13 protein-coding genes are annotated in these 12,410 nt (G+C 61.5%); 11 read left to right on the forward strand and 2 right to left on the reverse strand.

Annotated elements, in window-relative coordinates; all coding sequences use genetic code 11:
• The 7 genes from ACNA1V_RS03630 to rfaE1 form a co-directional block, all read left to right on the forward strand.
• Window positions 1-219: hypothetical protein (locus ACNA1V_RS03630; RefSeq protein ID WP_415832229.1), on the forward strand; the 219-nt coding region annotated here is incomplete at its 5' end.
• 158 nt (window positions 220-377) lie between these two features.
• Window positions 378-1,007: an L-threonylcarbamoyladenylate synthase gene (locus ACNA1V_RS03635; RefSeq protein ID WP_415832414.1), complete on the forward strand. Its 630-nt coding sequence runs from the start codon at window positions 378-380 to the stop codon at window positions 1,005-1,007.
• Window positions 1,008-1,167: 160 nt separating this feature from the next.
• A complete protein-coding gene (gene dapA / locus ACNA1V_RS03640; RefSeq protein WP_415832230.1) occupies window positions 1,168-2,073 on the forward strand; it encodes a 4-hydroxy-tetrahydrodipicolinate synthase in 906 nt (301 codons plus the stop codon).
• A 19-nt stretch (window positions 2,074-2,092) separates the two neighbouring features.
• A complete protein-coding gene (gene bamC, locus ACNA1V_RS03645) occupies window positions 2,093-3,244 on the forward strand; it encodes an outer membrane protein assembly factor BamC (protein ID WP_415832231.1) in 1,152 nt (383 codons plus the stop codon).
• A 206-nt stretch (window positions 3,245-3,450) separates the two neighbouring features.
• On the forward strand, window positions 3,451-3,774 hold the full coding sequence (locus ACNA1V_RS03650) for a LapA family protein (RefSeq protein WP_415832232.1): 324 nt from the start codon (window positions 3,451-3,453) through the stop codon (window positions 3,772-3,774).
• Window positions 3,775-3,834: 60 nt separating this feature from the next.
• Complete coding sequence (lapB, locus tag ACNA1V_RS03655; RefSeq protein ID WP_415832233.1) at window positions 3,835-5,079, forward strand: lipopolysaccharide assembly protein LapB; 1,245 nt, start codon at window positions 3,835-3,837, stop codon at window positions 5,077-5,079.
• Window positions 5,079-6,017, forward strand: coding sequence for a D-glycero-beta-D-manno-heptose-7-phosphate kinase (rfaE1, locus tag ACNA1V_RS03660; RefSeq protein WP_415832234.1), 939 nt, complete (start codon window positions 5,079-5,081; stop codon window positions 6,015-6,017). The genes lapB and rfaE1 overlap by 1 nt, the downstream gene beginning before the upstream one ends.
• A gap of 178 nt (window positions 6,018-6,195) precedes the next feature.
• Here rfaE1 and ACNA1V_RS03665 read toward each other — a convergent pair whose 3' ends face one another.
• Window positions 6,196-7,287, reverse strand: a complete 1,092-nt coding sequence (locus tag ACNA1V_RS03665; protein ID WP_415832235.1) for a branched-chain amino acid aminotransferase — start codon at window positions 7,285-7,287, stop codon at window positions 6,196-6,198.
• Window positions 7,288-7,722: 435 nt separating this feature from the next.
• Here ACNA1V_RS03665 and ACNA1V_RS03670 point away from each other — a divergent pair, with 435 nt between their 5' ends.
• Both ACNA1V_RS03670 and cysM read left to right on the forward strand, forming a co-directional pair.
• Window positions 7,723-8,121, forward strand: a complete 399-nt coding sequence (locus ACNA1V_RS03670; protein ID WP_415832236.1) for a ComEA family DNA-binding protein — start codon at window positions 7,723-7,725, stop codon at window positions 8,119-8,121.
• A gap of 176 nt (window positions 8,122-8,297) precedes the next feature.
• Window positions 8,298-9,206, forward strand: coding sequence for a cysteine synthase CysM (gene cysM, locus ACNA1V_RS03675; RefSeq protein WP_415832237.1), 909 nt, complete (start codon window positions 8,298-8,300; stop codon window positions 9,204-9,206).
• A gap of 87 nt (window positions 9,207-9,293) precedes the next feature.
• Here the strand turns inward: cysM and mltB are convergent, their stop codons facing one another.
• A complete protein-coding gene (mltB, locus tag ACNA1V_RS03680; RefSeq protein WP_415832238.1) occupies window positions 9,294-10,550 on the reverse strand; it encodes a lytic murein transglycosylase B in 1,257 nt (418 codons plus the stop codon).
• A 10-nt stretch (window positions 10,551-10,560) separates the two neighbouring features.
• On the opposite strand from mltB, the gene ACNA1V_RS03685 reads away from it, so the two are divergent.
• On the forward strand, window positions 10,561-11,487 hold the full coding sequence (locus ACNA1V_RS03685) for a histone deacetylase family protein (protein ID WP_415832239.1): 927 nt from the start codon (window positions 10,561-10,563) through the stop codon (window positions 11,485-11,487).
• A 172-nt stretch (window positions 11,488-11,659) separates the two neighbouring features.
• Window positions 11,660-12,409, forward strand: coding sequence for an electron transfer flavoprotein subunit beta/FixA family protein (locus ACNA1V_RS03690; protein ID WP_415832240.1), 750 nt, complete (start codon window positions 11,660-11,662; stop codon window positions 12,407-12,409).
• Window position 12,410: the final 1 nt, after the last annotated feature.

The raw sequence follows: 12,410 nt of genomic DNA on the forward strand, positions 1-12,410 counted from the left end.
CATCTGTACCACCTGGAGTTTGAAGGCGGCATCAAAGGTTCTACGAATACGGGTCATATCTTGCTGGGCTCTCGGTGGAATCATCCCCTATCGAGGTGTCCATCTGAATTAGACCAGAACATTCTCCATTTTCTGGGTATTTTCGAATCTTTGAATATGGGAATTTTCTTGAGCTTATTGCGCTGCAATGGTGCAGGATTTTCGGCAAAAGGTGACTAGGTATTCATAATTGAAGAGGAATGAATAGCGCATGAAAAGTCACGCAATATGGCTCTTTGGGAACTCGTTCCGGGCGCAGTTTTCGCGGTTCGGATGCATCTTCCGATCGTAGTTGTGGTAGATTGCCAGGACTATTTAATGGCTCGGTATTCAGAAATATGGCACAAATTTTTTCTGTTCATCCTCAGAATCCTCAGCCCCGACTGATTGCCCAGGCCGCTGATTTGCTGCGTAATGGTGGTTTGCTGGCAATCCCGACGGATTCCGGTTATGCCGTGGTGGCGCGTCTGGACGACAAGGCAGCAGCAGATGATTTGCGGCGTTTGCGCGGTTTGACAGATAAACACCATCTGACATTGCTTTGTCGCGATCTTGCGGAAATTGGGCATTTGGCCAAAGTCGATAATGCGCAATACCGGCTGCTCAAAGCGGCGACTCCCGGGCCCTGGACATTCATTCTGGAGGCCAGCCGCGAAGTTCCCCGGCGGGTATCGCATGCGTCGCGAAAAACCATAGGGATACGCGTGCCTTCGCATACCGCGGCACTGGCCTTGCTGGAAAATGCGCAGACGCCGCTGATTTCCGCGTCGCTCATCCCGCAAGGTGAAACCGAGGCGCTGACGGAAGCCGAAGACATTGAAGCGCGGTATTCTCACCAGCTCGCCGGGATTATCGACGCGGGGTTTTGCCCCAGTCTTCCCACGACGGTAATAGATATGTCCGGTCCATCGCCGGTGATCGAGCGTTTGGGGCAGGGCGATCCGGCCACACTGGGTCTTGCCGTCTGACTGCCGATTTTCTATGCTGCGTTCTCTGTGCATCTGCGCTTGCCTGCGCGGATGCGCGCCGGTTGTCGCTCTTTTTTTAATAGGCCCGGCCGGCATCCGTTAAACTCAGTAGTTTGATACGTTACCGTGGCCCATGCCGGGCACGGCTGGAGCTTTCAGAATGGCAGAGAACGCGACTGCATCCCAGAACCCGGTTTTCCGCGGTAGTCTGGTCGCGCTGGTAACGCCCATGCATGCCGACGGCAGCCTGGATTACGACACTTACCGCGCTTTGATTGACTGGCACATCGCCGAAGGGACCAACGCCCTTGTCGTGGTCGGAACTTCAGGTGAATCGCCGACGGTGGATGTGGATGAGCATGCCGAGCTGATCCGCGTGGCCGTGGCGCATGCAGCTGGCCGTATTCCCGTGATCGCGGGTGTGGGTGCCAATTCCACCAGCGAGGCCATCGAGCTGGCCAGGCATGCCAAGGCGGTAGGGGCCGACGCAGGCTTGTCCGTCGTGCCCTATTACAACCGTCCCTCCCAGGAAGGCTTGTTTCAGCATTTTCGTGCCATTGCCGAAGCCGTCGATCTGCCGACCATTCTCTATAACGTGCCAGGCCGTACGGTAGCGGATCTGAGCAACGATACCGTGCTGCGCCTGGCGCAGGTCCCTGGCATCATCGGTATCAAGGACGCAACGGGTGATATCGGTCGCGGTGCCTTGTTGCTGCATGAGGCCCCCAAGGGCTTCCAGGTATTCAGTGGCGATGATGCTACGGCAGCGGCGTTGATCCTGTTGGGCGCAGCCGGCAATATTTCCGTGACGGCCAATGTGGCGCCGCGCGCCATGAGTGAGCTCTGTGCTGCTGCGCTGGCTGGCGATATTGCACGTGTCCGTGAACTAAATGGACGCTTGGGGCGTCTGAACAAGGCATTGTTCGTTGAAGGAAACCCCATCCCCGTCAAGTGGGCCATGGCCGAGCGCGGCTTGATTCCGCCAGGCTACCGCCTGCCGCTGGTTACCCTGTCACCCGAGTATCATGCTCTGGTGCGGGATGCCATGCACCGAGCGGGCCTGTAATTGAATGAAGAGGTTGCGAATGAATAAAGGCCGATTGGCCGTCCCGGCATTGACTCTGGCTGTTGTACTGGCAGGTTGCAGCAGTGTCAATGAACTGCTGGGCAATGAAGAGTCCATCGACTACAAGGGGGCCAGCTCCAACCGGACCAAACCCTTGAGCATTCCTCCCGACCTGACTCAGGCGGCGAGCGACCCGCGCTATCAAATGCCGGCGTCGGGTTCGACGACATTCACCGCGTTCCAGCAGCAAGGTGCCGAAGCTGCTCAGGCCAAGCCCCTGGGACCCAATGTGTTGCCGGAATTCCCCGGCTTGCGCATTGTCCGGGACGGCGACCGCCGCTGGCTGGAAGCTGACGCTTCGCCCAGTGAGTTGTATCCGCGCATTGTCACGTTCTGGGAAGAGCAAGGCTTTCCGATCGCCAGCAATGACCCCGCCGTCGGTATCATCCAGACCGGCTGGGCGGAAAACCGGGCCAAGATTCCGGAGAGCGGTTTGCGCAACCTGTTGGGCCGCATCATTGATCAGGTCTGGGATAGCGGTGAGCGCGAGCGCTTCCGTACGCGCCTGGAGCGGATCGACGGACGCACGGAAATCTTCATCAGCCACGATCACATGTTCGAGCGTAATGTCGGCCATGATGATGCGCGCGTCAAATGGGAAGTCGGCCCAGAGTCGCCGGAGCTGAATGCCGCGATGCTGTCGCGCATGATGGTCTATCTGGGCGGTGGCGACGAAGAAGCCATGAAGAAGGCAGGACAGCTCAAGGCTGAAGAGGCCGCCGCAGCCGATAACGCTGCCAAGGCTGCCCCTGCTGCAGTGGCTTTGGCCAGCGGCGCAGACATGCTGGAAGTACCGGAACCCTTCGATCGCGCCTGGCGTCGTGTCGGCATGGGCCTGGACTCCGCAGGTTTCACGGTGGATGACCGTGACCGTGCGGCAGGCGAGTACTTCGTGCGCTATGCCGATATTGATAGCGGCATGAAGAGTGAATCGGCCAACTTCTTTACCCGCCTGTTCCGTACCTCGCCAGATCTGGATGTGCAGGTCTATCGCCTGCGCCTGCAGCAGGTGGGGGATTTGACCCAAGTCTATGTGGTGGATGACAAGGGCAACAAGGTTTCCGATGGCGCGGCCCGGCGTTTGCTGACCGTGCTCAAGGACAAACTCTGAGCCTGAGCGCCTCCCAGGCTGTCAGGCTTTGAATGAACGCCGCCCTGCCTCGTCGGCAAGGCGGCGTTTCTGTTGCCGTTGGCAGTTTGCTGGACTGCCTGGAGCCCAGGGTCCTGGGGTTCGCCTGCACGGGCGGTAACGAGGAATCCCTGGCATCCGGAGCGGATTACAATAAAAGATACCCAATCCATTGCGGAGCTTGTCTCATGCGCTATTTCGTCTGGTTCCTTCGTGCGCTGGTGTTCATCGCAGTGTTGATGTTTGCGTTGAAAAATACCGAGCCTGTCGCCGTCAAGTTCTATGGCGATTATGCGGCCGAACAGGTTCCGCTGATTGTCGTGATGCTGGCCGTGTTTGTTGTCGGCACCTTGTTTGGCTTGCTGCTGATGGTGCCTGCCGTCGTACGCAACCGTCGCGAAGCGGCTCGTCTGCGGCGCGAACTGGAAAAAGTCCGGGAAATCGTGGCGCGTGAGCATGAGCAGCAGCCCGTTGTCGCGCCGGAAACCGTGGCGCCGCTTTCGCCGCTGTGACGGCTGAACAGCAGTTGCGGGACGGCGTGTTGAATTGTTTCTTTGTGGCGGAATCTTCGCGTGAACTTTGAACCTTGGTGGCTCATTTTTGTGCCCGTTCTATTCGGACTGGGCTGGGTGGCGGCACGGGTGGATATCCGGCAAATGCTGCGTGAAACGCGCCAGCTGCCGGACTCCTATTTCCGGGGCCTGAATTTCCTGCTCAATGAGCAGCCGGATCGTGCCATTGACGCGTTCGTCGAAGTCGCCAAGCTGGATACCGAAACCATAGAGCTGCACTTTGCGCTGGGGAATCTGTTCCGGCGTCGTGGTGAAATCGAACGGGCAATCCGCGTGCATCAAAGCCTGTTGTCGCGTGCCGACCTGCCAGCGCCTCAGCGTGAGCAGGCCATGTACGAATTGGCGCAGGATTTTCTCAAGTCCGGCATGCTGGATCGCGCCGAAGAAGCCTTCCGCCAGTTGCAGGAAACCCGCTACGCCTTGCAAGCCTTGCAGGCCTTGATCCGTATTTACGAGGCTGGGCATGATTGGCCCAAGGCCATTGAAACGGTGCGCATGCTGCGAGCGATGACCGATGAACCGGTGCCTGAGCTGGCCCACTACTACTGTGAGCTGGCGCAGATGGCCTTGCAGGGCAAGACGCCCGATCTGCTGGGAGCGCAGGAGGCGCTGGATGCCGCCGAAGCCGCCTTGCCCCAGGCTGCCGCTACGGAAGGCGGGCAGAAGCGCGGTGCGGCCGCCGCAGTGCGCATCGCCATGTTGCGTGCGCAGGTTGCGGCGCGCCAGAACGATGCCAAGGCGGAGCGCCTGCATCTGGAAGCCGTGTTGCATGAGCATCCGGCATACGCCGGCCTGGTGGCCGAAGCCTTGTTGCAGAATTATCGTGCCGAAGGCAAGGCTGCGGAGGGTCTGGTGCTGTTGCAGACCCAGTATGTCAGCCAGCCATCGCTGGATTTGTTCAATATCGTTTTTCGAGAGTTGCGCGCCCAGCAATCTGAAGGAACCGCCTGGAATTTTGCGCGCAGCGCTTTGTCGCGCCGCCCCTCGTTGCTGGGCCTGGATCGGCTGCTGGAAATCGAACTGGCTGAAAACAAAGACGCTACCAAGGAGGAATCCGTTGCCGCCGTGCTCGGTGGGCAGCATGAGGATCTGGCCTTGTTGCGTACGCTCATTCATAAGCATACCCAGCGCCTGGACCGCTATGCCTGCAACGCATGTGGCTTCCAGGCGCGTCGTTTCTACTGGCAGTGTCCGGGCTGCAACGCCTGGGAAACCTATCCGCCCCGGCGCCTGGAGGAAATGTGATGGAAGCTTTCCCGGTGGATGCCGTCAAGCGGGCACGTATCCTGATCGTGGGCGATCTGATGCTGGATCGCTACTGGTTTGGCGAAGTGGAGCGCATTTCGCCTGAGGCGCCGGTACCCGTGGTGCGGGTGGCCCGCAGGGAAGATCGCCTGGGCGGTGCCGCCAATGTGGCGCGCAACGTTGCTGCCCTGGGGGCGCAGGCTTGCGTCGTCGGCGTGGTGGGTGAGGACGAGCCCGGGCGCCGCATTGCGGCCTTGCTGGATGAGGCCGGAATTGCTTCCGCGCTGGTGCAAACCCAGGATTGCCCGACAACCTTGAAATTGCGGGTGTTGGGCCGGCAGCAACAATTGCTGCGTATCGACTTTGAGGAAACGCTGGGCGCCTCGGTGCTGCGCAACATCCGCGAGCGGGTGGATGCCTTGCTGGCGGGCTATGACGTGCTGGTGCTCTCGGATTATGCCAAGGGTGCGCTGGCAGAAGTGGAGTTGCTCATCGCACGAGCCAAGGCCGCGGGCATGCCCATCCTGGTGGATCCGAAGGGCGATGATTTTTCGCGCTACCGCGGGGCTGATATGGTGACGCCCAATCGGCAGGAACTGCAAGTTGTGGCGGGTGCCTGGCGCACGGAAGATGACCTGACCCGTCGTGCCCAGGCGCTGCGTCAGCGCCTGGATTTGCGCGGCCTGATGCTCACGCGCTCGGAGCAGGGCATGTCTTTGTACACCGATGAAGGGGAAGACCACGTGGCGGCACAGGCGCACGAGGTGTTTGATGTGTCGGGGGCAGGCGATACCGTCCTGGCAACGCTGGCCGTCATGCGGGCAGCAGGTTTGAACTGGCATCAGGCCATGCGCTGGGCCAACAAGGCGGGCGGCATTGTCGTGGGCAAGCTGGGCACCTCCATCGTGACCGCAGAGGAACTGGCTGCTGCGGTGTAGCGCCAGGGCACAGCGGAGGCAGACGCCTGCTGTCGGTGCGCTTGGCCTGGCGGGCCAGGGGCCAACCGGATGGCAGCCACAATAAAACCACCGACAAGAAAACTACCCAAAAGAAAACGGCCGACCTGTCAGGCAGGTCGGCCGTCGGCGCTGCCGGCAGCGCCGGCAGGCATGTGCTTTAGATGGCGACGTGGCGCGTCCAGCCACGGGTGTCGGCTACGCGGCCGCGCTGCATTCCAGTCAGCTCTGCACGCAGGCTTTCCGTCAACGGGCCGGTCTGGCCGTCGGCGATCTTGAAGCTGCCGCCGGCATACCGGACTTCGCCGATGGCGGCCACAACCGCTGCGGTACCGCAGGCGAAGGCTTCCTTGATCTTGCCGCTGCGGGCATCTGCTTGCCATTCCTCGAAGGAGTAGCGGCGCTCTTCGACCTTCAGGCCGCGGGCGCGCGCCAGTTCAAGCAGGGAAGCGCGGGTAATGCCAGGCAGAATGGTGCCGGCCAGCGGCGTGGTCAGCAGGCTGCCGTCTTCCAGGACGAAAAAGACATTCATGCCACCCAGTTCTTCGATCCAACGGTGTTCCGCCGCATCCAGGAACACGACCTGGTCGCAGCCGTTGTCATAGGCTTCGGCCTGGGCGACGAGGCTGGCGGCGTAGTTGCCACCGCATTTGGCTGCCCCCGTGCCGCCCTGCGAGGCGCGCGTGTAATCGGTGGATACCCACACCGAGACCGGCTTGGCACCGCCCTTGAAATAGTCACCCACTGGCGAGGCAATGACACAGAAGGTGTAATGATGGGCCGGCCGCACACCCAGGAAGGCTTCGCTGGCGAACATGAAGGGGCGCAGATACAGGCTGCCGTTGCCGCCAGGGATCCAGTCCTTGTCAGTCTTGACCAGCAGTTCGACGGCTTCCAGGAAGGTTTCTTCCGGCAGTGTGGGCATGGCCATGCGCGTTGCCGACAGATTGAAGCGGTGTGCGTTCTGGTCAGGGCGGAACAGCGTGATTTCGCCTTCGGGCGTACGGTAGGCTTTCATCCCTTCGAAGATTTCCTGCGCGTAGTGCAGGACGGCCGCGGCAGGATCCAGCAGGAAGGGTTCACGCTTGCGTACCTCAGCCTTGTGCCAACCCTTGTCCTGCGACCATTCGATGGTAACCATGTGATCGGAAAAGACGGTACCGAAGCCGCCTTGGGCCAGCAGGGCTTCACGCTCAGCGGCAGGGGTAGGGGAAGGATTAGGGATATGCGTGAAAGACAATGCAGCGGACATGTTGTTCTCTGATAAACGAACCACCGCGCAACGGATGCGTCGTTGCCGGCGGCGGTAGCACACGAGGATGATAGCTAGGTGATCTCGCGGCGAAGGCGGTAACTGGCACGCTGCGCAGGTGTCATGAGGCCGCCATCCCGTAGTTCTTACATGATAACCATTGTTGGGCATGATGGCGTGGACATTGTGTCATGATAGTGGCGGCAGGGGTCTTGGGTGGATGGTTCCCGGTCGATTTTCCTGTGTCAGTGTCTTCCCATCGGTTTCTGCCTGTCGGTTTCTCCCCATGGCAAACCCGTACCGGGTGGCTGTTGCCGCACCCCGGTTGTCGCGCATGATGGCGGGACGCAAACCACCTGGCGGTTTGCGATGCGCGACAGTCAGGGCCGGTGCGGCTGCGGCTGGCGCAATCACGGCAACCTTGACGGAGGCGATATGAATCCATTCCTTGTTCCTGCGCTCGCATGGCAACCCCAACAGGATCCACCCGATGCCGTCCAGGCCAGAACCTGGCGCCGGCGTCTGGCCTGGACGGCATTGGCGGTCTCAGGCGCTTGCGCCAGTTTTTCCGCCCAGGCCGTGGATGCCAATGCGGCAACGGTGGCGGAGTTGATCTCGGTACGCGGCATCGGGCCGAAAACAGCACTGCTGATCGTGCGTGAGCGCGAACGGGGCGGCGCGTTCGAATCATTGACCGATCTGGCTGATCGGGTGCGAGGGATAGGCCTCAAGCGTGCACGGGCCATGCAGGCGGGCGGGCTGGAAGTGAAGGCCCGGCTGCCCGGTGCTGTGTCCGGGCCGGCGGCGCCCGGAGGGCGCAGCCCGTCGCGTTGAAGGTGCGTTGCGGCCGGGACGTTTGCGTGTGCCTGGGCTGATAGGCGTATGATGGCTGTTTTTTCTCGCGGATGCCCTGGCGCCTTGCGCCGCATGGCGCTCCTTGGCGGCAGTTAGCCCGGCCAGGGGGTGTCATGTCCGAATCGAGGGCGCAGGCTTGTGATTTCCGGTGGCATATGAAGAACTACCCTACGATTGAAGAAACCGTTGGCAATACCCCGCTGGTCCGGCTGCAGCGTATTCCCGGCGACGCCATTGCTGCGCGCGGCAATGTCTTGCTGGCCAAGCTGGAAGGCAATAACCCCGCTGGCTCGGTCAAGGATCGCCCCGCATTGTCCATGATCCGCCGCGCCGAGGCACGGGGGGATATCCGCCCTGGCGACACGCTGATCGAAGCGACCAGCGGCAACACCGGCATTGCGCTGGCGATGGTTGCCGCGATGAAGGGTTATCGCATGATCCTGATCATGCCGGACAATCTTTCGGTGGAGCGCCGTGCCGCAATGACGGCTTATGGCGCCGAGTTGATTCTGACGCCTGCGGATCAGGGTGGAATGGAATATGCCCGCGATCTGGCGCAGTCCATGCAGCGGGAAGGTAAGGGCAAGGTACTGGATCAGTTCGCCAATCCGGATAATCCGCAAGCCCACATAGAGACGACAGGGCCGGAAATCTGGCAGCAAACGGACGGGCAGGTCAGCCATTTCGTCAGTGCAATGGGCACCACGGGTACCATCATGGGCGTGTCTGGCTATTTGAAAAGTCGCAATCCCGAGATTCGCGTGGTCGGCGCGCAGCCAGCGCCCGGTTCACAGATTGCCGGCATACGCAAATGGCCTGAGGCCTATCTGCCAGCCATTTATCAGGCGAATCGCGTGGACGAATTCGAACTCATCGAACAATCCGCTGCGGAAACCATGGCGCGTCGCCTGGCGGCCGAGGAAGGCATCTTCGCCGGTATTTCTTCTGCTGGTGCGCTGATTGCTGCATTGCGCGTGGCCGAAAGAGTCGAGAACGCCACGATCGTTTTCATCGTATGCGACCGTGGTGACCGGTATTTGTCCACCGGTGTGTTCAACGGATAACGTGGCTGATCAGCAGGCCGGCTCATGCCGAACCTGCTGTCTTTCCGGAACTGCGTGCGCGCTGGAGCGCGCGGCCCGGAAGTAGGCTCAGGGCTGCCTGAGCAGCGCCTGGGCCAGGTCGTTGACTGCGGTTGCGTAGAAGTAGCTCCGGTTGTATTGCGTCAGTGCGAAGAAGTTTGGCGTTCCGGTACGGAACTCCGTGACGCCACGGGCTTCGTCCTTCAGATCAATGACGCCCAGCGGATGCTGCAGCCATGTTGCCTGATCGGACGCCCCAGGGGCCAGGCTGGCGCCAGCCAGCTGCAGCGCCTGCCAATCCTGACGCGGTACCAGGCCACCATCGGCAAGCGCTTGCGCCTGTGGGCTCAGGCGGGCCGGAGCGAAAACCGGCAGGCCGGGCACCCAGCCGTGCTGGCGCAGGAAATTGGCCACGGAAAGGATGGCATCGGTGCTGTTGTTCTGCAGGTCGATCCGGCCGTCGCCATCGCCGTCCACCGCGAATTTGAGAATGCTGGTCGGCATGAACTGCGGCATGCCCATGGCGCCTGCGAAAGATCCGCGTGGCGCTGCTGGATCCAGGCCGGATTGATAGGTCCAGAGCAGGAAGTCGGCCAGCTGGTCCTGGAACATCGCGGCGCGTTCGGGGCGCGAGGCATCGGGATAGGCGAAGGCCAAGGTGCTCAAGGCATCCAGAACGCGGAAGCTGCCGGTCTGTTCGCCATACAGGGTTTCGACGCCTATGATCGCGGCGATGACATGGCCGGGAACGCCATACTCCCTTTCCGCACGTTGCAGCGCAGCCTGATTCTGTTCCATGAAGGCCCGCCCCTTGCGAATACGGATGGGTTCGACGAAGCGGCCGCGATACGTTGTCCAGCTGCGAACGACAGGCTTGCCGCCACGCGTGGGAGCCATCAGGCTGGCAACCTGCGCATGGTATTGCGCATTGTCCATGGCCGCTGTCGTCCAGTCGGCCGGCAGCTGGCGTGAGGCCGCCGCAGCCTGGGCAAAGGCGCTTGCGGTGTCACGGCTGAAACCGCCGGGAATGCTGGGGAAGCTGGGCAGAGGTGCGGGGGCTGCGCCGGGAGGCAGGGCCGCTGGCCGGGCGGGAACCGGCGCAGGCACCGGTGCGGCAGGCGACATGCTTGCCGCCGTTGCAGACGCAGTGCCGGCAGGGGGCAAAGGCAGAGGCTGGACACCATCCACCGTGATACGGGCCGCCTGGAACGCAGGCGGTGCGGCGCTGGCGGCCGGGGCGCTGGCAATGGAGCTGGCCGTATTGGCGCAGCCCGCAAGCATCATGGCAAGAAATCCCAGTTGCGGGAAACGCGAGGTGGCGAACATAATGAACCTTATGGAGACACTATATATTACCCACCCCTCAGGCTGGTTGCATGAGATGGGGCCGCATCATCCCGAATGCCCGCAGAGGCTGGGTGCGGTTTCCGACCAGCTGCTTGCCAGCGGGCTGATGCCCTGCCTGCGTGAAATGCAGGCCGGCCCGGCCAGTGAAGAGGCGCTGGCGGCGGTGCACGATCCGGCCTATATCGCCCGGCTGCGCGAGATGACGCCGTCCGAAGGATATGTGCGCCTGGATCAGGATACGCAGATCAATCCCTACACTTTCCATGCTGCCCGTCATGCGGCAGGAGCGGGCATCGCCGCAGTCGATGCGGTGATGCGCAGCCAGGAAAGCCATGTGGCTTTCTGCGCCGTGCGTCCGCCCGGACACCACGCGCTGCCGGATCAGGCCATGGGGTTCTGCTTTTTCAACAATATTGCTGTCGCGGCGCGCCATGCGCTCGATGCTTATGGCCTGCAGCGTATCGCCATCATTGATTTCGATGTGCATCACGGCAATGGCACAGAAGCCATGTTCGCCGGTGATGAGCGGGTATTGATGTGCGGTTTCTACCAGCAGGCCTTGTTCCCCCACCGGGGGGCGGTGCCGCAGGCTGCCAATATGTGCAATGTGCCCTTGCCCCCCTGTAGTGGCGGGGAAGCGGTGCGGGAGCTGGTCGAAACACAGTGGCTGCCGCGTCTGGATGCACATCAGCCGCAGTTGCTGCTGATTTCCGCCGGTTTCGATGCGCACCGTGAGGACGATATGGGCGGCATGAAGTTGACGGAAGCCGACTTCACCTGGCTGACCCGGGTGCTGGTGGGCGTTGCGGATAAGTATGCGCAAGGCCGTATCGTCAGCATGCTGGAAGGGGGCTACGAATTGTCCTCGCTGGGGCGTAGTGTCGTGGCGCACGTGCGTGCGTTGTCGAAGCTGTAGAATCGCAAGGTTTGGGCCTTTCAGGCCCAGGGTGCGGTGCGTTGCCTGCTCAGGCGGGCCACGGACGCTGAGTTTCGGCGTGCGCACCCGGTAGTAGAAATAGAGACGCCGGCAATTGGGCCGGCATGCTGCGCGGGGAAGCCTGCTCATTTGATTTTTTGGAGATTGCTGGATGAAGGTTCTCGTACCCGTCAAGCGTGTCGTTGACTACAACGTCAAGGTACGCGTGAAGTCCGATCAGTCGGACGTCGATATCGCCAACGTCAAAATGTCGATGAACCCCTTCGACGAAATCGCCGTCGAGGAGGCCATCAGGCTGAAGGAAAAGGGAGCGGCAGCGGAAGTCGTTGCAGTTTCCTGCGGTGTGGCACAGTGCCAGGACACGCTGCGCACGGCGCTGGCTATCGGCGCGGATCGTGGTGTGCTGGTGCAGACCGACGTCGAGCTGCAGCCGCTGGCCGTGGCCAAGCTGCTCAAGGCCGTGGTGGAAAAAGAAGCGCCGCAACTGGTGCTGCTCGGCAAGCAGGCCATCGACGACGATGCCAACCAGACGGGGCAGGCGCTGGCAGCGTTGCTGGGCTGGAGCCAGGCGACTTTCGCCAGCAAAGTGGAAATCGCTGGCGACCGCGCCATCGTGACGCGTGAAGTCGATGGCGGCCTGGAAACGGTCTCGGTCAAGTTGCCGGCAATCATCACCACCGATCTGCGTCTGAACGAGCCGCGTTTCGTGACCTTGCCCAATATCATGAAGGCCAAGAAGAAACCGTTGGATACCCTGACGCCTGACGCCCTGGGCGTGGATCCCGCGCCGCGCCTCAAAACGCTCAAGGTGTCCGAGCCGGCGCCGCGCAAGGCGGGGATCAAGGTGCCGGATGTCGCTGCGCTGGTCGATAAACTCAAGAATGAAGCGAAGGTGGTTTGAA

Origin of the sequence: Kerstersia similis (assembly GCF_965139615.1) — a bacterium.
Taxonomy (GTDB): Bacteria; Pseudomonadota; Gammaproteobacteria; order Burkholderiales; family Burkholderiaceae_B; genus Kerstersia; species Kerstersia similis.